At 61.0% G+C, this 19,502-nt stretch carries 16 protein-coding genes; 13 read left to right on the plus strand and 3 right to left on the minus strand.

Annotated elements, in window-relative coordinates; translation table 11 throughout:
• Positions 1-340: 340 nt before the first annotated feature.
• The 13 genes from nirB (at position 341) to ACEPP2_RS17710 (ending at position 16,356) form a co-directional block, all read left to right on the plus strand.
• On the plus strand, positions 341-2,797 hold the full coding sequence (gene nirB / locus ACEPP2_RS17650; RefSeq protein WP_395517358.1) for a nitrite reductase large subunit NirB: 2,457 nt from the start codon (positions 341-343) through the stop codon (positions 2,795-2,797).
• Positions 2,794-3,147, plus strand: a complete 354-nt coding sequence (gene nirD / locus ACEPP2_RS17655; protein ID WP_281978597.1) for a nitrite reductase small subunit NirD — start codon at positions 2,794-2,796, stop codon at positions 3,145-3,147. The genes nirB and nirD overlap by 4 nt, the downstream gene beginning before the upstream one ends.
• Positions 3,148-3,177: 30 nt before the next feature.
• The gene (locus tag ACEPP2_RS17660) at positions 3,178-4,023 is read left to right on the plus strand and encodes a formate/nitrite transporter family protein (RefSeq protein WP_077545946.1); all 846 of its coding nucleotides are present in this window, start codon (positions 3,178-3,180) and stop codon (positions 4,021-4,023) included.
• Between the two features lie 59 nt (positions 4,024-4,082).
• Entirely contained in the window at positions 4,083-5,822 is a 1,740-nt protein-coding gene (locus ACEPP2_RS17665; protein WP_395517359.1) for a protein kinase domain-containing protein, read from the plus strand.
• Positions 5,823-6,063: 241 nt separating this feature from the next.
• Complete coding sequence (gene cynS / locus ACEPP2_RS17670; protein ID WP_395517360.1) at positions 6,064-6,507, plus strand: cyanase; 444 nt, start codon at positions 6,064-6,066, stop codon at positions 6,505-6,507.
• Between the two features lie 43 nt (positions 6,508-6,550).
• A complete protein-coding gene (cysG, locus tag ACEPP2_RS17675; protein ID WP_395517361.1) occupies positions 6,551-8,050 on the plus strand; it encodes a siroheme synthase CysG in 1,500 nt (499 codons plus the stop codon).
• Between the two features lie 422 nt (positions 8,051-8,472).
• Positions 8,473-9,681 (plus strand): glycine betaine/L-proline ABC transporter ATP-binding protein ProV, encoded by a 1,209-nt coding sequence (proV, locus tag ACEPP2_RS17680; RefSeq protein ID WP_395517428.1) that lies wholly within the window; start codon positions 8,473-8,475, stop codon positions 9,679-9,681.
• Positions 9,682-9,705: 24 nt separating this feature from the next.
• A complete protein-coding gene (locus ACEPP2_RS17685; protein ID WP_077545941.1) occupies positions 9,706-10,587 on the plus strand; it encodes an ABC transporter permease in 882 nt (293 codons plus the stop codon).
• A 61-nt stretch (positions 10,588-10,648) separates the two neighbouring features.
• Complete coding sequence (locus tag ACEPP2_RS17690) at positions 10,649-11,518, plus strand: glycine betaine ABC transporter substrate-binding protein (protein ID WP_395517362.1); 870 nt, start codon at positions 10,649-10,651, stop codon at positions 11,516-11,518.
• Positions 11,519-11,861: 343 nt separating this feature from the next.
• Positions 11,862-12,122, plus strand: a complete 261-nt coding sequence (locus tag ACEPP2_RS17695) for a DUF4212 domain-containing protein (RefSeq protein ID WP_152339126.1) — start codon at positions 11,862-11,864, stop codon at positions 12,120-12,122.
• Positions 12,123-12,137: 15 nt separating this feature from the next.
• Positions 12,138-13,904, plus strand: a complete 1,767-nt coding sequence (locus ACEPP2_RS17700) for a sodium:solute symporter family protein (protein ID WP_152339127.1) — start codon at positions 12,138-12,140, stop codon at positions 13,902-13,904.
• A gap of 85 nt (positions 13,905-13,989) precedes the next feature.
• Positions 13,990-15,816 carry a DUF294 nucleotidyltransferase-like domain-containing protein gene (locus ACEPP2_RS17705; RefSeq protein WP_395517363.1) on the plus strand — a complete coding sequence of 609 codons (1,827 nt, stop codon included), beginning with the start codon at positions 13,990-13,992 and terminating at the stop codon, positions 15,814-15,816.
• 15 nt (positions 15,817-15,831) lie between these two features.
• Complete coding sequence (locus ACEPP2_RS17710) at positions 15,832-16,356, plus strand: hypothetical protein (RefSeq protein ID WP_152339129.1); 525 nt, start codon at positions 15,832-15,834, stop codon at positions 16,354-16,356.
• A 110-nt stretch (positions 16,357-16,466) separates the two neighbouring features.
• On the opposite strand, the gene ACEPP2_RS17715 is transcribed toward ACEPP2_RS17710, so the two are convergent.
• The 3 genes from ACEPP2_RS17715 to ACEPP2_RS17725 all read right to left on the minus strand — a co-directional run bounded on the left by ACEPP2_RS17715 (position 16,467) and on the right by ACEPP2_RS17725 (position 19,466).
• Complete coding sequence (locus ACEPP2_RS17715) at positions 16,467-17,774, minus strand: TRAP transporter large permease (RefSeq protein WP_281978592.1); 1,308 nt, start codon at positions 17,772-17,774, stop codon at positions 16,467-16,469.
• On the minus strand, positions 17,771-18,286 hold the full coding sequence (locus ACEPP2_RS17720) for a TRAP transporter small permease (RefSeq protein WP_395517364.1): 516 nt from the start codon (positions 18,284-18,286) through the stop codon (positions 17,771-17,773). Before ACEPP2_RS17720 ends, ACEPP2_RS17715 begins: the two co-directional genes overlap by 4 nt.
• 64 nt (positions 18,287-18,350) lie before the next feature.
• A complete protein-coding gene (locus ACEPP2_RS17725; protein ID WP_395517365.1) occupies positions 18,351-19,466 on the minus strand; it encodes a C4-dicarboxylate TRAP transporter substrate-binding protein in 1,116 nt (371 codons plus the stop codon).
• Between the last annotated feature and the right edge of the window lie 36 nt (positions 19,467-19,502).

Here is a 19,502-nt window from a genome sequence, read left to right on the forward strand (position 1 = left end):
TTTTGGGTCTGCGTCGTCGCTGCTCAATTGACCGGCATCAGAAATCGGCTGTTTCGCCCAAATGTTCGGCAATATCGTTGAGTGCTGCTCTCGGCGACTGCGGCGGATTCGGGAAAATTTCTTGCTTCGCCAATTAGTTAGACCTTTCCATCCAATCTGGCACAGGCTTTGCTTGGTATAGAGCAGGCCGATCAATGGAGATCGGACTTTAGGGCGCAACAGCCGCGCCCGCCACAGACATCGACGTCGCAAGGATTTTGCAGCACGGGCCCGTCCCGCAAGCGCGACTCCGAGCGGCGTTTTTTTCGTTTTCGACCCCCCCCTCCATCGAGGAGAGCCCATGACTACCACGACCGAGAAGCTCGTCATCATCGGCAACGGAATGGCCCCCGGACGGATGCTGGAGCATCTCTTCGAGCAGGCGCCTGGCCGATACGACGTGACCATCTTCAACGCGGAACCACGTGTGAACTACGATCGCATCATGCTTTCGCCGGTACTGTCTGGAGAGAAGAGCTATGAGCAGATCGTCATTCACGGCGATGGCTGGTACATCGACAACGGCATCACCCTCTACAAGGGGCATCGAATCGTCGCGATCGATCGGGGCGCCAAAACCGTCACTTCCGATCACGGCGTTATGGAGCCATACGACAAGCTGGTGATAGCAACCGGGTCGGTGCCGTTCATCATTCCCGTGCCCGGGGCGGATCTGCCGGGGGTGATTACCTACCGCGACGTCGACGACGTCAACGCCATGCTGCTTGCGGCGCAGTCGCGCGAGAAGGCGGTGGTGATCGGTGGCGGACTGCTCGGACTGGAAGCCGCAGCGGGTCTTGCTCATCGCGGCATGGATGTCACCGTCCTCCATGTTATGCCGACCCTGATGGAGCGGCAGCTCGATCCGGCCGCGGGCTATCTCCTGCAGAAGGCGGTCGAGGAGCGGGGCATCAAGGTTATCTGCAAAGCTAATACCAAGGCGATCGTTGGCGAGGGCAGGGTTGAAGGCGTCGCGCTCGACGACGACCGCGTCATTGGCGCCTCACTGGTCGTCATGGCGGTTGGCATCCGTCCGAACGTGGCGCTCGCTCGAGACGCAGGGCTTGCCGTCAACCGAGGCATTGTCGTCGATGCGGGCATGCAGACGTCCGACGGCAACATCCTCGCAGTCGGGGAATGTGCAGAAGTGGCAGGGCAAGTCTACGGCCTCGTGGCCCCTCTCTACGAGATGGCGAGGATCGCGGCGTCCCGTCTCGCCGGCGACCGTGGCCCAGCCTTCGTCCATTCCGACACCCCGACCAAGCTGAAGGTCACGGGGATCGATCTCTATTCGCTCGGCGATTTCGCCGAGGGAGAGGGCCGTGAGGAAATCGTCCTGCGAGATGCCACCGCAGGCGTCTACAAGCGGATCGTGCTGAAAGACAACCGGATTATCGGCACGGTCCTCTACGGCGACACGGCCGATGGCGCCTGGCTCAACAACCTGAAGAAGAAGGGCGCCGACATCTCTGCGATGCGGGACACACTGATCTTCGGGCAGGCATACCAGGGCGCCTCGCCGCTCGATCCTCTGGCCGCGGTTGCCGCCCTTCCGGACGACGCGGAAATCTGCGGCTGCAATGGCGTATGCAAGGGTAAGATAACCGGCGCCATCACCGCGAGCGGCTTGACTTCGCTGGAAGAGGTTCGCGCCCACACGAAGGCATCCGCCTCCTGCGGCACCTGCACGGGCTTGGTCGAGCAGTTGATGACGCTGACGCTTGGCGATCGCTACAATCCCGCCGCCGTGACGCCGATGTGCCCCTGCACCGACCTCGGTCACGACGACGTCCGCCGGCTGATCAAGGCGAAGGGCCTGAAGACCATCCCGGCCGTCATGCAGGAACTGGAATGGAAGACCTCCTGCGGTTGCGCCAAGTGTCGACCGGCGCTGAACTACTACCTCGTCTGCGACTGGCCGGACGAGTATGCCGACGACTACCAGTCGCGCTTCATCAACGAGCGCGTCCACGCCAACATCCAGAAGGACGGCACCTATTCTGTCGTCCCACGCATGTGGGGCGGAATGACTTCCTCGAAGGAATTGCGGGCAATCGCGGATGTCGTCGACAAATTCAAAATTCCGGCGGTGAAGGTGACCGGCGGTCAGCGCATCGACCTGCTCGGGATCGAGAAGGAAGACCTGCCGGCTGTATGGGCGGATCTCGGCAAGGCCGGCTTTGTCTCCGGCCAGGCCTATGCCAAGGGGCTGAGGACGGTGAAGACTTGCGTCGGGTCCGACTGGTGTCGTTTCGGGACCCAGGATTCCACGGGCCTCGGCATCCGCATCGAGAAATTCATGTGGGGATCCTGGACACCCGCCAAGCTCAAGATGGCCGTCTCCGGCTGCCCGCGCAACTGCGCGGAGGCGACCTGCAAGGATATCGGCATCATCTGCGTCGATTCCGGCTTCGAGATCCATTTCGCGGGTGCGGCCGGACTGGACATCAAGGGAACCGAGGTACTTGGCCTGGTCAGGACCGAGGACGAGGCGCTCCAGCACATCGTTGCTTTGACCCAGATGTACCGGGAGCAGGGTCGGTATCTCGAGCGCATCTACAAGTGGGCCAAGCGCATCGGCGTCGACGAGATCCGCCGGCAGATCATGGAGGATGGCGACAAGCGCCAAGCCTACTACGAACGCTTCGTGTTCAGCCAGAAGTTCGCCCAGGTCGACCCGTGGTCGGAGCGCGTCTCCGGCAAGGACAAGCACGAATTCAACCCGATGGCCGTCATCCAGAAGGAGGCAGCGGAATGAACGCGCATACCACTTTCGCCGAGACGGCGTGGGCTCTCATCGGAACGATTGACGACATTCCGCGCCAGGGATCTCGGCGCATCAAGGATGGTGCAAGACGGATCGCGGTCTTCAGGACCGCTGATGACCGCGTCTTCGCACTCGAAGACAAGTGCCCGCACAAGAACGGGCCGCTCAGCGAGGGGATCGTGCATGACGGCTGCGTCACATGCCCGCTCCACAACTGGGTGATTTCGCTTGAAACCGGGGAGGCCCAAGGCGCCGACGACGGAAGGACATCAACCTTCCCCGTACGGATCGAAGGTCGCAACGTCTACCTCAACCTCACTGCAACCACCGCGGCTTGCTGAGCCGTCTCCTGCATCGCGAAAGGAAACTCGATGTCCTATGTAGCACCCCAGGAATTCGCCACGAAAATGATCGATGCGGGCGAGTCCAAAGTCTTCATGTCCACAAAGGATACCCTCATAAGGGCCTATATGGCCGGTGCCATATTGGCGCTCGCAGCAGCATTCGCGGTTACTGTAACCGTCAATACCGGAAATCCGCTCATCGGCGCGCTGTTGTTCCCCGTGGGCTTTTGCATGCTCTACCTGATGGGGTTTGACCTGCTGACCGGCGTCTTCACACTTGCTCCGCTGGCGCTGATTGCCAAGCGGCCCGGTGTCACGGTGGGCGGTATCCTTCGCAACTGGGGTCTGGTCTTCATCGGCAATTTTGCCGGTGCAATGACAACCGCGGTTTTCATGGCCATCATCTTCACAATGGGTTTCTCGGAGGCACCGAATGCAGTCGGGCAGAAGATTGGGGTGATCGGTGAATCGCGGACGCTCGGCTACGCTGCCGCCGGCGCTTCGGGGATGCTGACGCTCTTCATCCGTGCGGTCATGTGCAACTGGATGGTCTCGACCGGCGTCATCGCCGCGATGATGTCGACCTCGGTGTCCGGCAAGGTGATTGCGATGTGGATGCCGATCCTCATCTTCTTCTACCTCGGCTTCGAGCACTCGATCGTCAACATGTTCCTCTTCCCCTCGGGCATCATGCTGGGCGGCCAGTTCACCTGGGCGGACTACTTCATCTGGAACGAAATCCCCACCGTCGTCGGCAATCTCGTCGGGGGACTGACCTTCGTAGGCGGGATGATCTACGCCACCCACTACCGCACATCGCCGAGCCGCAAGGTGACCGAGAAGCCTGCGGCGCGCCTCGTCGCAGCAGAATAACAGATAAAAACGAGGATCGGTCCTGCCGTGGGCGGGACCGATCCTATCTGGATCCCGTGATGCTCAACATTCGCGACACCGCTGCGCTACGCGTCAGCATCGGGCAATACTCGTCGGCCGGGCGCAAGCCGTTGAACCAGGATTTTCATGGTGCCGTCGTGCCGTCCGGCGTGGCGCTGACCATGAAGGGGGTAGCGCTCGCGATCGCCGACGGGATCTCTACCAGCCCCGTGGGGCATGTCGCGGCCGAGACGGCGGTGAAAAGCTTCCTAACCGACTATTACTGCACATCCGATGCGTGGACCGTGAAGACGTCGGCGAGCCGCGTCATCGACGCCACCAACTCCTGGCTGCATGCGCAAAGCCGACATGTGGAAGATCGCGACCGTGCCCATGTCGCAACCTTTTCCGCGCTGGTGCTCAAGGGCGAGCGCGCCCACATCTTTCATGTCGGCGATAGTCGTATTGCGCGGGTTTCGGGCAGCGAGGTCGAGCCGCTGACGCGCGAACATCGCCTTGTCCTATCCGGGTCGGATACCCAAATCGCCAAAGCACTTGGTCTGCTTCCGTCCATCGAGATCGACTATCGGCACGTTCCTTTGCAGGTAGGCGACGTCTTCATCCTGACGACTGACGGTGTTCACGATCATCTGAGGCCGAGGCAGATCGCAGCGGAGATTGCGGCGAACCCGGATCTGGATCGGGCGGCTGGCGAAATTGCCGCACGGGCGCTCGAAAACGGCAGCGACGACAACCTCACCATCCAGATCGTCCGCATCGATCAATTGCCGGAGCCGAGCTTCGAGCCTCTTCTCGACAGGATGGAGACACTGCCGCCCGCCTCGCTGCCGTCGGTTCCCGGCGAGTTCGAGGGCTACCGCGTCCACCGGCAGATCCATGCCAGCAGCCGCAGCCATGTCTTTCTTGCCAGCGACCCGCAAACCGGGGATGCCGTGGTGCTGAAGTTCCCGTCGGCGGACCTGCAGCAGGATGAGGCCTATCTGCGCCGGTTCGCGATGGAGGAATGGGTGGCGCGCCGGCTTTCCAGCGTCCATGTCGTAAAATGCAGGGATACGATCATTCCGCGCCGGTCTCTGTATCTCGTCATGGAGTATGTTGCTGGCGAAACGCTCTCGCAATGGATGAAGGATCATCCCCAAGCTGACCTGGCTTCCATGCGCGCGATCATCTCGCAGATCGCCGAAGGGCTGCGGGCCCTGCATCGCAAGGAGGTCATCCATCAGGACCTCAGGCCGGACAATGTGCTGATCGACAGCAATGGGACCGCCAAGATCATCGACCTCGGATCGGCCCGTGTCCAGGGGCTGGTCGAGGCGAAACATACGCCGGATGCGGAGGATATCCTCGGCACGTTCCAGTACACCGCGCCCGAATACTTCCTGGGAGAACGTGGAAACGAGCAGTCGGATCTGTTCTCGCTTGGGGTGATCGCCTACCAGATCCTGACGGGACGCCTCCCCTATGGAGCCGCTGTTGCAAGAACCGGCAATGCACGACAGCAAGCCCGACTGCGATACGCCTCCATCCGTGAGTGCCGGCCAGACGTACCGCAATGGATCGATGACGCTGTTCGCAAAGCCGTCCATCCGGACCCAGGGCGGCGCTATGAAGCCATTTCTGAATTCCTTTATGACCTGTCCCATCCGAAGCAGCACATCCTAAGAACGGCAAGAACGCCGCTGACGCAATACAATCCGCTGCTGTTCTGGCAGGTGCTGTCGCTGATACTGGCGCTGCTGCTGGTGCTTCTGCTGCTGTGGCAGCAGCTGTATGCCTAAGTTTTGGGCGGCAATCACGAAAGATTAGATCTTGTGCAGCCAGATCAGGTCTGGCACTATGACATCAACGGCGCAGGCCGTTTCACACCCGATCGACTGCAATGGCGCAGTCCGGGTAGCCACAAATCAGGCACCAGCATCGACGCTGTGGACATCATCGCTGCCACTTGAGGGCAGGGTGGGGACGCAGCGTTTTTTGTGCCTGGCGAAGCGTTGGCCACGAACACAGGAGCATGATCGCATGTTGACCAAGCAGGACGTCACGGATCTGATCTATGAGCGCAAGCGCGCGAGCGGGCTTTCCTGGGCCAAAATCGCCGAAGACATCGGTATGAGCGAGGTCTTCGTGACGTCTGCCTGCCTCGGCATGAACACGCTGCCGCGGGAAAAGGCCGAGGTGCTGGTGCTTAACCTCGGTCTGCCGCAGGAGGCGGCTGTCGTCCTTTCGGAGTATCCGACGAAGGTCTTTCCTCAGGCAGTTCCGACCGATCCCTGCATCTACCGCTTCTACGAGATTATCGGCGTCTACGGTCAGACCCTGAAGGAGTTGATCCAGGAGAAGGGCGGCGACGGGATCATGAGTGCGATCGACTTCGACATGAGCGTGGAGAAGGTCCCCTATCCGAAGGGTGACCGCATCGAGATCAGGATGAGCGGCAAGTTCCTTTCATACAACGCTTGGTGAACGTCCATCCCCGACGCATTCTCGCCCGTCAATGGAGATTTGCATGTTTGAACTGGAACACCCCGAGATCCAAGGCCGGACCGAGGCGCCCCGTCGGATCGAGCCGCTTGCCAAGCTTCCGATATTCTGGAGCCTCGCCGGCAAGCGAGTGGTGGTGGCAGGCGGTTCGGATGCCGCTGCCTGGAAGGCGGAGCTTCTGTGCGCTTGCGGTGGGGAAGTCTCCGTGTTCGCGCCGGTCAGCGAACTTTCCTCGACGTTCGAGGCACTGATCCGACGGGGTCCCCAGGATGGTGGCGGATGTTGCATCCACCACGACCGACCTTGGGCGGCCGATGTCTTCGAAGGTGCTGCAATGGCCATTGCCGATTGCGAGGACGACACCGATGCCGCCGCGTTCTTCGAAGCGGCGAAGGCGGCGGGGGTTCCGGTCAATGTCATCGACAAGCCGGAGTTTTGCCAGTTCCAGTTCGGCTCGATCGTTAACCGCTCACCTGTGATCGTATCCATCTCCACCGACGGCGCCGCGCCCATTCTGGCGCAGGCCATCCGCCGCCGCATCGAGACCCTGCTGCCCGCTGCTCTCAAGGGCTGGGCGATCCTCGCCCATAGGCTTCGTGACGTGGTGAGCGAGCGCCTGCAGCAGGGTGCGCCGCGCCGCGCCTTCTGGGAACGCTTCGTCGACCGTGCCTTTGCGGAGCAAGATGGGCCGGATGCCCAGGCAGAACTGGAACTGCTCTCACTCACGGCGGAAAATACAGCGGGACCGAAAATCGGTCGCGTGACTTTGGTGGGAGCCGGTCCGGGCGATCCGGAGTATCTGACCCTCAAGGCGGTTCGCGCGCTTCAATGCGCCGACGTGATCCTGTTCGACGATCTCGTTTCGGCTGAGGTTCTCGAACTGGCGCGTCGCGAGGCGAAGCGCATGCTGGTCGGCAAGCGCGGTGGAAGGGAGAGTTGCCGCCAGGATGACATCAACCGCATGATGATCGACTTTGCCAGAAGCGGCAGGCATGTCGTCCGGCTTAAGTCCGGTGACCCGATGATCTTTGGTCGCGCGGGCGAAGAGATCACGGTTCTGGACCGCGAGGGGATTGCGTTTGATGTGGTGCCGGGCATCACGGCGGCCAGCGCCATGGCCGCGCGTCTCGGCATCTCGCTGACCCATCGCGACCATGCTCAGTCAGTTCGTTTCGTGACCGGGCATGCCCGCGACGGCCGCTTGCCCGCAAACCTCGATTGGCGGAGCCTCGCCGAGCTTGGAACAACCAGTGTCTTCTATATGGGCGGCAGAACGGCCACCCAGATCCGAGATCACCTTCTGGGGGAGGGGATGCCGGGTGCGACCGCCGCGGTGATCGTCAGTTCCGTGGCGCGTCCGCAGGAGCGCCGGTGGATCGGAAAACTCATCGAGCTCGGGGCGGGTATTTCCGAAATCGGCTACGATGAGCCTGTTCTCATTGGTATCGGCGACGTTTTCTCGGGCGCATTGTCTGCAGAAGATCGCGGAGCGGGGAAAGGCGAGCAATATCTGAAGGTCGGCTGACTTCCGTGCAGCATGAGTAGGCGGCTGTCCGCAACCTGATTGGGCAAAATATTCCCAAGCCGCCCGCTGAACGAGGGTGTTTGAGAATGGAATATCGCGGATTGCGCGTTGTTCGTTCCGTTTTTTCATGGACATCGCAATTCCGTTTCTTTAGACAGGATAGTGTCTCCTGATGGGATGGCGTTTTGTCTGCTGGCGCTCAGCACATCGCATCTCGATTGGGATCTGACGTTCTTCCGTCAGATCCCAATCGAGATGCGATTAGAAATAGTATGATACGACCCTGTGTAACTTCAGAAAGTCTGCGCTTGGTCGTTCGTTTGTTGAGCGTATATTTTATACTGATGGAGGTTTGCCTCGCCGTGGTGCGAGGCCGTTGCAAGATGAATAATTCTACTTCTTCCGTGGTGTCCGCTGGCGATATGGCCGGCTCTGATGCCCCGCGAAAGATCACGTTGAGGAACGTGTTCAAGGTTTTTGGCGAACGACCGGATAAAGCCATGGAGATGGTCCGGGCTGGCAAGTCGAAGCCGGAAATCCACGCAGCGACCGGCTGTGCCATTGGTGTCAACGATGCCAGCTTCGACATTCGCGAAGGCGAGATCTTCGTCATCATGGGCCTTTCCGGTTCCGGAAAATCCACGCTGTTGCGACTTCTCAACCGTCTGATCGAGCCGACCGCAGGGTCGATCGAGATCGACGGGCGAGACATCACCAAGATGTCGCGTCGCGAGCTCATCGATATTCGCCGACGCGATATAAGCATGGTGTTCCAGTCTTTTGCGCTTCTGCCCAACCGGACCGTACTGAACAATGCTGCGTTTGGGCTGGAGGTCGCCGGTATCGGCGAGCGGGAACGGAAAGAAAAGGCCATGGTCGCCCTGAAGGCTGTCGGCCTCGAGGGTTATGCCGACAGTCGGCCGAACCAGCTTTCCGGCGGCATGAAGCAGCGCGTGGGGCTCGCCCGGGCGCTTGCCAGCGAACCCACGATCTTGCTGATGGATGAAGCCTTTTCGGCGCTCGACCCGTTGATCCGCACGGAAATGCAGGACGAACTTGTCCGCCTTCAGGCGGAGCATAGCCGGACCATCGTCTTCGTCAGCCACGATCTCGACGAGGCGATGCGGATCGGTGACCGGATCTGCATCATGCAGAACGGCAGCGTGATCCAGGTCGGTACGCCGGACCAGATCGTCACCCGGCCCGCCAACGACTACGTCCGGTCCTTCTTCCGCAACGTGGACGTCACCCAAGTCTTCAAGGCCGGGGACATTGCCCGCAAGACGCAGGTGACGATTATCGATCGTCAGGGCGTATCAGCGGCCGCTGCGCTTGAGCGGATGCAGAACTTCGACCGGGAGTACGCGATCGTCGTCGGTCGCGACAAGAAGTACCAAGGCATCGTCAGCCAGACCTCGCTGGTGGAAAAGGTCAGGTCAAAGGCTGCCGATCCCTACCGAAGCGCATTTCTGACCGACATCGAGCCGATCGCGGCAACCGAGCCCCTGTCGGATCTTCTCGGCAGGGTGGCCGGCAGTCCCTGGCCGCTCCCCGTGGTCGATGACGAGGGCCGCTATCTCGGCTCTATCAGCAAATCAATGCTTCTCGAGACGCTTGATCGCGCCAGCTGAGCAGATCACGGATAGGATGCAATCATGAACTTCGACATTGGTGACGGCGTCGATACGATCGTCAACTATATCCTCGACAACTTCTCTCCTGCCCTCGACGCGATTGCTGTAGCGATCGGGCTAGTCACGGGGGGCATACAGGACACGCTGACGGCCCTTCCGATGATCGTTGGCCTTGCCATCTTCGTTGCACTCTCGCTGTGGCGGGTCGGCCTGGGTTTCGCCATCTTCACTGCCGTCGCACTCTGGCTCGTGGACCAGATGGGTCTTTGGCCGGCGATGATGGAGACATTGTCGCTCGTCATAGCCTCCACGATCATCGCCATGCTCTTTGGCCTGCCGCTCGGGATTGCCATGGCCGCCAAGGACTCGGCGGCATCCGCCGTGCGCCCGGTGCTGGACCTGATGCAGACGATGCCCGCCTTCGTCTACCTTATTCCCGCCGCCATGTTCTTCGGGCTCGGCGCCGTGCCTGGCACGATCGCCACGGTCATTTTCTCGATGCCGCCGGTCGTACGCCTGACGAATCTTGGGATACGTCAGGTCGACGTGGAGTTCGTCGAGGCGGGCCACGCCTTCGGTTGCACGGCATCGCAGCTGCTCTTCAAGGTACAGCTGCCGAATGCGCTACCCTCCATCATGGCTGGCATCAACCAGACCATCATGCTGGCGCTGTCGATGGTGGTGATTGCCTCCATGATTGGCGCTGGCGGCATTGGCAATACCGTGCTGACCGGGATCCAGCGTCTGGACGTTGGCACGGGTTTCGAGGGCGGCCTGGCCGTCGTCATCCTCGCCGTGGTGCTCGACCGCATCACGCAGAGCTTCGGGAAGGAGCGGCCGGCCTTCTGGCGCACCCTCTTCCCCGTCGTGGCGCGACAAGAGACCAAGCAGGCGAACGCCTGAACGTCGCGCAGACCACACTTGGGCATTCCGCCTTATGCGAACCTTCAAAAAAGGAGCAGACATGATCAAGAAACTCGTATCGCTGAGCCTCGCGGCCGTTATCGCCGGCAGCGTTTCCACAATCGCCCTGGCCCAGGATGCAAAACCGGTGAAGATCGGTTGGGCGGCATGGTCGGATGCGGAGTTCGTCACCAAGCTTGCCGCGAAACTGATCAAGGACGAACTCGGCCAGGAGGTCGAACTGGTGCAGACGGATGTCGCACCGCTCTACCAGGGCGTCAGCCGCGGCGATCTCGACGCAATGATGATGGCATGGCTTCCGCAGACGCATGCCGACTACTATGCGAAGATCAAGGACGACGTGGAAACGCTCGGCACCGTCTACGAGAACGCCAAACTGGGCTGGGTCGTGCCGAACTATATCCCGGAAGACGCCATCAGTTCGATGGAAGACCTTGCCAAGGACGAGGTCAAGGAGAAGCTCGGCAACACTGTCCAAGGTATCGACCCGGGCGCCGGACTGACGCGCCTGTCTCAGCAGGCGCTGAAGGATTATGGCCTCGACGACTACAAGCTGCAGATCTCCAGCGAGGCGGGCATGTTGACCACCGTCGACCGCGCCGTTCGCTCCGAGGACTGGTTCGTAGCAACGTCCTGGAGCCCACACTGGATGTTCGGCAAGTACGACATCCGCTATATCGAGGATCCGAAGACCTCCCTGGGCGAAGCTGAACATGTGGACGTTCTCGCTCGCAAGGGCTTTAAGGAAGACAATCCGGAAGTTGCCGGGTTCCTCTCGAGGATGCAGCTGCCGATCGACGACCTGCAGGCGGGGATGTTCAACGCGCAGGAGACGTCCTACGAAGAGGCCGTGGCGAAGTATATCGGAGACCATCCGGACCAGGTGAACGCCTGGCTCGGCGAAGAGTGATCTGCCAAGTGCCGGCCGGCTTGTCCTGCCGGCACTTTCCATCTGGGGAGGGAGGCCTCGATGGAAACTCAATCTTGCGAATTGGGATGGCCTGGTCCGATGCGGCCTTTGCCGCGGACGGGGCAAAAGACTTTTGCGCCAGGCGCCTTTCGCTTGTTCCTGTGGAAAACTCGTCTTTCGAAGCCCAAAGTAAGGGGCTTTCGACAACTACGACTATCGGAGAATGTACGCACCCTAACCGATTAGGTACTTCTTGACACTTGTCCATTCGTGTTGGGATTCGGTGAGCGTTTGGGCAGGAGGTTGCGTCCTCAGGGGGACGCGAATTTTGGAGGAGGTACACGTGACGGACAAATCATCGTCCAATGCCTATTGGGCAGCAAATATTCGCATCATCACCATCTGCTTGGTGATCTGGGCAGTCGTATCCTACGGCTTCGGCATCCTTTTGCGTCCCATGCTTTCGGGAATCCCGGTCGGGGGGACCGATCTGGGCTTCTGGTTCGCACAGCAGGGCTCGATCATCGTCTTCATCGCGCTGATTTTCTATTACGCTGCCTACATGAACCGGCTCGATCGCGAGCACGGCGTAGAAGAGCAGTAAGGGACGGGGGGAATAATGGACCAGTATACACTCAATCTGCTGATCGTAGGCGCGTCCTTCGCGCTCTACATCGGCATCGCGATCTGGGCTCGCGCCGGTACCACGGCGGAGTTCTATGCCGCCAACCGCGGCGTCAATCCGGTCATGAACGGCATGGCCACGGCCGCCGACTGGATGTCGGCCGCATCCTTCATCTCGATGGCTGGCCTCATCGCCGGCGTCGGCTACGCCAACTCCACTTATCTCATGGGTTGGACCGGCGGCTACGTCCTCCTTGCCCTCCTGCTCGCACCGTACCTGCGCAAGTTCGGCAAGTACACGGTGCCGCAGTTCATCGGCGACCGCTTCTACAGCCAGTCGGCTCGCCTCGTGGCTGTGATCTGCCTCATCATCATCTCGGTCACCTATGTTATCGGCCAGATGACCGGTGCCGGCGTCGCCTTCTCGCGCTTCCTCGAAGTCAACGTCTCGACCGGTCTGTGGATCGCGTCCGCCGTCGTCTTCGTGTATGCCGTTCTCGGCGGGATGAAGGGCATCACCTACACGCAGGTGGCCCAGTACGTCGTACTGATCATCGCCTACTCGATCCCGGCGATCTTCATTTCGCTGCAGCTTACGGGCAATCCGATGCCTTGGCTCGGCCTGTTCTCCACCCACACAGAATCGGGCCTGCCGCTTCTGCAGAAGCTGGACCAGGTGGTCACCGACCTTGGCTTCAATGCCTATACCGCTCAGGGTAGCATGCTGAACATGTTCCTGTTCACCCTGTCGTTGATGATCGGTACGGCCGGTCTTCCGCACGTCATCATCCGCTTCTTCACCGTTCCAAAGGTGGCAGATGCCCGCTGGTCGGCTGGCTGGGCGCTGGTGTTCATCGCGCTTCTCTACCTCACGGCTCCGGCCGTCGGTGCCATGGCGCGCCTCAACATCATCGACACCATCTTCCCGAACGGCCCGCAGGAGCAGGCAGTTGAATACGAGCAGCGTCCGGACTGGATGCGAAACTGGGAAACAACCGGTCTTCTCAAGTTCGAGGACAAGAACGGCGACGGCCGAATCCAGTACTACAATGACACGGCTGCGGGCTTCACCGAAACCGCAACGCAGCGTGGCTGGTCCGGCAACGAGCTGACCATCAACAACGACATCCTGGTTCTCGCAAACCCGGAAATCGCACAGCTTCCGGGCTGGGTCATCGGCCTCATCGCAGCAGGCGGTCTCGCAGCCGCTCTGTCGACGGCTGCCGGCCTTCTGCTCGCCATCTCGTCTGCGGTCAGTCACGATCTGGTCAAGGACTGGCTCGTTCCGAACATCTCGGAAAAGGGTGAGTTGCTGGTCGCGCGTATTTCGATGGCTGGCGCAATCCTTGTGGCAACCCTGCTGGGTCTCAACCCGCCGGGCTTCGCTGCACAGACGGTGGCACTCGCCTTCGGCCTTGCCGCAGCAAGCATCTTCCCGGTCCTGATGATGGGCATCTTCTCGAAGCGCATCAACTCAATCGGCGCCACGCTCGGCATGCTCGTCGGTCTGATTGTGACCTGCCTCTATCTGTTCGCCTATCTGGGCTGGTTCTTCATCCCCGGTACGAACATGCTGGAGAACGTCCCGGCAAACTACCTGTTCGGCATTCCGCCGACGGCGTTTGGCCCGATCGGTGCGCTCTTGAACTTCGGCACCGCCTATGTCGTCTCCATGATGACCCAGGCACCGCCGCAGCACGTGCAGGATCTCGTCGAGTCGATCCGCGTACCTCGCGGTGCGGGTGCGGCGACCCACCACTAACAGCCAAGCTCTCGGAAGGCGGCAGTATCCCTGCCGCCTTTCTTTTTTCAGTCGAGGGTTGCCGGTACGGCCAGATGAGGGCTTCATGGGTGTAGAAACCCACGACATAGCGGGATTTCTGCAAACAGTTCATCCCTATGACAGCCTACCCCGGGACGAGCTCGACAGACTGATACCACGCTTCGAATGTCGCCATGTATCTGGCGGAGATCAGATCTATTTTCGCGGTGAACCTCTGCCCGGTCTCTTCCTCATCATGGAGGGTAGCGTCGAAGTTCGCGACGCGTCCGGCACGGTAATCTCGCAGCTGTTCCCTAGAAACTCCCTCGGCGAACGCGGTCTGATGGCCGATGGACGCGCCGCGACGACCGCCAATGCGCTGTCAGATGCAATCCTGCTTGTTCTGCCCACGGCCGAGTTCAAGAGGCTGATGCTGGAACAGCCTGTCTATGCCCGCTTCTTCACCCGCGGACGCACCACCGACCTTCGACGGGCTGACGTGACGATGCGGAAAGTCGGAGAACTGATGTCGGCGCCGCCGCTCACCTGTTCGCCCGAAGACAGCGTACGCCAAGCCGCCGAGATCATGCGGGACAGAAGGGTATCGAGCCTTGGCGTCGTCGATGGCGACCGCCTTGTCGGTCTGGTGACGACCCGCGACCTGACCTCTCGCGTCCTTGCCCAGGGGCTTGATCCGATCAGCACGAAGGTTGGCGCGATCATGACCGCGGAGCCGCTAACCCTCTCGGAAAACCACCTGGGGTCTGATGTTCTCAATCTGATGCTGGAGAAGAAGATCGGCCACCTTCCGATCGTCAGCGGTGAGCGCCTGAGGGGAATGATCACGCAGACGGACCTGACCCGTTTCCAGGCGCTCTCCTCCGCAATCCTTATCCGGGAGATTGCCAATGCGGAGGGCGTGGCCGAGCTTCGCGCGGTGACGGCGAAGATACCGCAGCTGCTGGTTCAGTTGGTTGGGGGCAACAATGCACATCACGTCGTCACGCGACTGATCACGGACATCACGGATGCGGTGACGCGCCGACTTGTAGCGCTCGCGGAAGCGGATCTCGGCCCACCCCCAGTCCCCTATCTGTGGCTTGCCTGTGGCAGCCAGGGCCGCCAGGAACAGACGGGCGTCAGCGACCAGGACAACTGCATCTTCATTGACGACCGTTTCCAGGAAAGCCAGCGACCGTGGTTCGAAAAGCTTGCCCGCTTCGTCAGCCATAACCTGGATGCCTGCGGCTATTTCTTCTGCCCCGGCGACATGATGGCCACCAATCGCCGGTGGTGCCAGCCGGTCAGCGTGTGGAGGGGATATTTCGGGAGTTGGATTCGGGAGCCGGAGCCGATGGCGCAGATGCTGGCGAGCGTCATGTTCGACCTGCGACCGATCGTTGGGGAAGCGAAGCTCTACCAGGACCTGCAGGCCGAGACCCTGGCGCAGGCGAGCCGGAACTCGCTATTCGTCGCTCACATGATCAGCAATTCGCTGAAGCATGCGCCGCCGCTCGGCTTGCTGCGAGGATTTGCGACCGTCCGGGTGGGTGAGAATCGCAACCAGATCGACATGAAGCACAGTGGCGTCGTTCCAGTGATTGACCTTGCCCGTGTCTATGCGCTGACGGGACGGCTGACACCCGTCAACACCCGCGCGCGCCTGCTGGCGGCCGAGGAGGTGGGGATTATCTCCAGCGCCGGAGGGCGGGATCTGATTGCCGCCTATGATCTGATCGCCGACTTCAGGCTGCGCAACCAAGCAAACCAGATCAAGGCTGGCGAAAGGCCAAACAATTATCTCGGACCCTATGAGTTCGGAGATTTCGAGAGGTCGCACTTGCGAGACGCCTTCGTGGTGGTGCGGACCATGCAGTCTGCGCTCGCCAATTCTGGAAGCGCTCCGGTGTAAAGGAAGAAGTCGGAAATGTTGTTCGAGTTGATTGCCGCCGTGGTGGCTGGTGTGGCACTGGCCGGTATCGCCATGAGCGTGAGATGGATCAGCCGGGGACGGCTGCCGAAATGGATCGTCCCCGCCGCGGCTGGCCTCGGGATGATCTCCTATGCCATCTGGAGCGAGTATAGCTGGTTCGACCGGATGCGGAATTCGTTCCCGCAGTCCGTGGTGGTGACGTGGTCGAACACGGAGCGCGCCATCTGGAGGCCGTGGTCCTATATCCGCCCGCTGACCACGCGGTTCACCGCGGTCGAAACCTCCACCGCCAAGCGGCATCCGCAACAGCCCGGCCAGGTCATGGTGTCGATGATTCTGGCCGCACGCTGGCAGCAGACGACCGTGATCAAGGCTGTTTTCGACTGCGATAATAACCGCCGCGCCGACCTCGTCGGCAATGACGTATCGATCGCCGATGACGGCTCGGTTACGGGTGCGCAGTGGATCGACCTGCCGGCGGACGATGCCAATCTGAAGGCGGCTTGCCGCCAGCCGTAGGGGCACGCTTCGCATGAAGTGCGGGCTGCGGTGAGACCGTTGCAGTCGTTCCGAGGAAGCGAGCGCCTTGCGTGGCGAGCATTCCGCTAGAAGTCGTCCCCCGCGTGCTTTTACTGCAAGAGAAGCGGCAAGCTGAGGATGATGCCGGGAAAGGCTATCACCACCGCTACCACCAGGATGTCTGCCAACAGGAAGGGAACTATACCGCGGAAGATCTGGATCACGGTAACGTAGCTGGACGCGACGTTCCTGATGACAAAGACGTTCAGCCCCACGGGTGGCGTGATCATGCCGATCTCCAGCATCTTGACGACGAAGACGCCGAACCAGACAAGGCTGATCCCTTCCGCCTTCAGTAACGGCAGCAGAACCGGCAGCGTTACCAGCATGGCCCCGAAAGGTTCCATGAACATGCCCAGAACGAGGTAGATCAGCACGATGATGCTCATTAGTTCGACGTAGCCGAGTTCAGATCCGGCGACCATGGAGCCGATGAAGCCGGACAGCCCCGTGATCCCGAGGAAGCGGGTGAACATGGACGCGCCGATGCCGATGATGAAGAGCGAAGCGCAGGTCGTCAGCGTCTCGAGCAGTGATGTTCGCAGAACGTGCGTGGTGAGCTTGCCCGTCACCAGCGATAGAAGGATCGCGCCGCCGGCGCCGACTGCGCCCGCCTCCGTCGCTGTGAAATAGCCGGAAAACAATCCGCCGAACACGAGAACCACGAGGATTGCGAGCGGCCAGATCCTCAAGATTGCCGGCAGCCCGCCGGCTTCGCGGAAGGTGCCGGCGCTGTTGCGTGGTACCACGTCAGGTCGCAGCCACCAGAAACCCAGCACCACCAGGCAATAGAACAAAGCGGTCAACAACCCGACGCCAATGCCGCCGATGAAGACCTGGGTTATCGAGGTTTCGGCAAAGACGCCGTAGATGATCATCAGGATGGACGGGGGGATCAGCGCGCCGATCGTTCCGCCCGCTGCAATCGAACCCGCCGCGAAGCTTGGCCTGTAGCCGGCCGCGACCATTTCCGGAATGGCGATCCGCCCCATGGCGGCCGCACAGGCGATCGAAGAGCCGGAGACGGTCGCAAACCCGGTGCAGGCGAAGATGGAGGAGATGGCCAGCCCTCCCGGTACCCGCCACAGGATCGCCTTGGCGGCGCCGAACAGGCTGGCGGTCAGCCCGGCGTGAAAGGCGACGAAGCCCATGAGCAGGAACATCGGGACGGCGCTCATCGTCCAACTGGCGACAAAGCTGTAAGGTGTCGAGGTGACGATGCCGAGCGCCGGCCTGATACCGAGGAGGCTGGCAATGCCGCCAAAGGAAACAGCGATCATGGCGAGCGCCACGGGTACGCGCAACAGCAGGAGCAGCAGCAGGATGCCGACGCCGTAGAAACCAACCTCGACATTCATTCGGGACTACCCCAGTCGGCATCTGTCTTGCCGCGAACGATCTTCAACAGCTGTACGATCATGATCAGCGCGGCGAGCGCGAAGCCGATCGGTGGCAGGAAATAACCTGGCCAGGTGATGATCTTCGTCTGCAGCGCGATGACGAAGGTGCCGGTCTGGTAGTTCTTTACCGCGGTCAGCCAGCTGGCATAGGCAATGACCGCATAGACGGTGATGGAGAAAAGGACGACGGCGAGGTCCGACACACGCCGCATGCGTGGCGTCAGCAGGAAGTCTAGAAGCTCTACGGAGATCATCCCCTCCTTCCGCTCCACCCAGGCCAGCGGAAGAAAGGCGACGAGCACCATGTAGTAATAGGACACGACCTCTACAGTTGCGGGCAGCGAGGCGCCGGTCATCGCGCGCGAGGCGACGTCGGCGCAGACATGCACCATCATCGCGAGCACGCCCGCTGCGCCAACGAAGGCGAGCATGCGCGCGAGCCTGTCAGTGAGCCTGGTGACGAGCAGCATCGCCGATCCCATTGAGAGTGGTCAGACGGGGGTGGGTCGCGGGGACGAGCCCCGCGACGGCGCGTTACATGCCGTAGGTCTCGAAGTCGACCTTGCTCCAGACTTCCTCGTCCAGGCGCTTGGCGATCTCCTGCGGATCGCTGTTGGCCTCCTTGACGATGCCTGTCCACTTCTCGACGAGGTCGGAAAAGCGAGCGACCCGCTCTGCGGCATCGGCGAAGCCGAAGCGTTCCTGAGACACTTTTGCAGCCGTCTCCTTGTCCGCCTCGGCAAAGGCCTCCACCGCCTCTACGAATGCCGGATCGGGCTCGACGAATTCGATGCCGGCCTTCTCGGCGGCGTCCTTTGCCTCGGCGGCCATCTCGTAACCCCACCTCTGGGTAAAGATGACGTTGGCCTGATTGGCGGCAGTCGCCAGTTGCTTGCGCTCCTCCGCGCTCAGGCTTTCCCAAGTCGTGTTGGCGACGGTGAAGTCGGAGGTGGCGTGGTAGGTGCCCAGCGGCACGAAGGTGATGTTCTTCACCAGTTCGACGAGCCGGAAGGACAGAAGGTCCCCGATCGACGCCATGGATCCGTCGATGACACCCTGCGACATGGACTCAAAGGTGTCGCCTACGCCGATATTGGCGGGAACAGCACCGAAGTTCTCTGCCCACCGCGAGAAAGGCGCTCCGCCGCTGCGCAGTCTCAGTCCCTTGACGTCTTCTGCCGTCCGCACCGGCTTGTTGGTGAGCAGGGCATAGACATCCGACGATCCCGAACCGAGATAGGTCACGCCGAACTTCTTCAGCTCTTCCTGGCATGTGTCGCAGGTGACCATGTATTCGGTCATCGCCGCTGCCATGGCATGGGGTTCGCGACCGGAGAGAGCCAACTCGCCGGCAAGCGACATGTTCGGAAGATCGGCGGGGAAGTACAACGGCAACAGGTTGCCGATCTCGACCAACTGGCTCTGGAGTCCATCCTTCATCTGCCCGAGGCCGACGACTTCGGGCCCCAGAACCTGGGCCGTGAGATTGCCGCCGGAAACCTCCGGAAGCAGTTCCGCCAGTTTCGAATAAAGGTGGCTGTGCGATGGATGCGCCGGCGGTGCGCCGGGTGCAATGCGAAGTTCACGAGCATCGGCGGTGGTTGCGGCAAGTGCCGCTATTCCCGCCAGTATTCCAAGCATGCGTCTCATGTTCGTTCCCTCCCAGTTGGAACATGTTGCAGATGG

The sequence above is a fragment of the Pseudorhizobium flavum genome (assembly GCF_044142885.1).
GTDB lineage: Bacteria > Pseudomonadota > Alphaproteobacteria > Rhizobiales > Rhizobiaceae > Neorhizobium > Neorhizobium flavum.

Excerpts from the sequence above, each read along its gene's own strand:
- nirB (WP_395517358.1), top strand. The coding sequence starts at position 341 with ATGACTACCACGACCGAGAAGCTCGTCATCATCGGCAACGGAATGGCC.
- nirD (WP_281978597.1), top strand. The coding sequence starts at position 2,794 with ATGAACGCGCATACCACTTTCGCCGAGACGGCGTGGGCTCTCATCGGA.
- ACEPP2_RS17660 (WP_077545946.1), top strand. The coding sequence starts at position 3,178 with ATGTCCTATGTAGCACCCCAGGAATTCGCCACGAAAATGATCGATGCG.
- ACEPP2_RS17665 (WP_395517359.1), top strand. The coding sequence starts at position 4,083 with ATGCTCAACATTCGCGACACCGCTGCGCTACGCGTCAGCATCGGGCAA.
- cynS (WP_395517360.1), top strand. The coding sequence starts at position 6,064 with ATGTTGACCAAGCAGGACGTCACGGATCTGATCTATGAGCGCAAGCGC.
- cysG (WP_395517361.1), top strand. The coding sequence starts at position 6,551 with ATGTTTGAACTGGAACACCCCGAGATCCAAGGCCGGACCGAGGCGCCC.
- proV (WP_395517428.1), top strand. The coding sequence starts at position 8,473 with ATGGCCGGCTCTGATGCCCCGCGAAAGATCACGTTGAGGAACGTGTTC.
- ACEPP2_RS17685 (WP_077545941.1), top strand. The coding sequence starts at position 9,706 with ATGAACTTCGACATTGGTGACGGCGTCGATACGATCGTCAACTATATC.
- ACEPP2_RS17690 (WP_395517362.1), top strand. The coding sequence starts at position 10,649 with ATGATCAAGAAACTCGTATCGCTGAGCCTCGCGGCCGTTATCGCCGGC.
- ACEPP2_RS17700 (WP_152339127.1), top strand. The coding sequence starts at position 12,138 with ATGGACCAGTATACACTCAATCTGCTGATCGTAGGCGCGTCCTTCGCG.
- ACEPP2_RS17705 (WP_395517363.1), top strand. The coding sequence starts at position 13,990 with ATGGGTGTAGAAACCCACGACATAGCGGGATTTCTGCAAACAGTTCAT.
- ACEPP2_RS17710 (WP_152339129.1), top strand. The coding sequence starts at position 15,832 with ATGTTGTTCGAGTTGATTGCCGCCGTGGTGGCTGGTGTGGCACTGGCC.
- ACEPP2_RS17715 (WP_281978592.1), bottom strand. The coding sequence starts at position 17,774 with ATGAATGTCGAGGTTGGTTTCTACGGCGTCGGCATCCTGCTGCTGCTC.
- ACEPP2_RS17720 (WP_395517364.1), bottom strand. The coding sequence starts at position 18,286 with ATGCTGCTCGTCACCAGGCTCACTGACAGGCTCGCGCGCATGCTCGCC.
- ACEPP2_RS17725 (WP_395517365.1), bottom strand. The coding sequence starts at position 19,466 with ATGAGACGCATGCTTGGAATACTGGCGGGAATAGCGGCACTTGCCGCA.